Source organism: Streptomyces sp. CO7, assembly GCF_053474865.1.
Genome location: NZ_JBRIOU010000114.1, coordinates 1 through 441, shown reverse-complemented (window position 1 = coordinate 441; position 441 = coordinate 1). Strand labels below are relative to the sequence as shown.

General features: G+C 78.2%; 1 protein-coding gene. It reads right to left on the bottom strand.

The features are described 5' to 3' along the window. A partial coding sequence (locus tag ACOV8S_RS31360; RefSeq protein ID WP_448321872.1) for a hypothetical protein occupies window positions 1-441 on the bottom strand: 441 nt, incomplete at both ends.

The window sequence follows — 441 nt, the reverse complement described above, 5'->3', positions numbered from 1 at the left end:
GGCGGCGGAGCGGGCAGCCGCCGAGCACGCTGCCGCTGAGCAGGCTGCCGCCGAGCACGCCGCTGCCGAGCAGGCTGCCGCTGAGCAGGCTGCCGCCGAGCACGCCGCTGCCGAGCAGGCTGCCGCTGAGCAGGCTGCCGCCGAGCACGCCGCTGCTGAGCAGGCTGCCGCCGAGCACGCCGCTGCTGAGCAGGCTGCCGCCGAGCACGCCGCTGCCGAGCAGGCTGCCGCTGAGCAGGCTGCCGCCGAGCACGCCGCTGCTGAGCAGGCTGCCGCCGAGCAGGCTGCTGCTGAGCAGGCTGCCGCCGAGCACGCCGCTGCCGAGCAGGCTGCCGCTGAGCAGGCTGCCGCCGAGCACGCCGCCGCGGCGCAGGCCGCCGCCGAGCAGGCCGGTGTGGACGGGCAGTCCGTGCCGTCGGACCCGTCCGGGCAGTTCGGGAC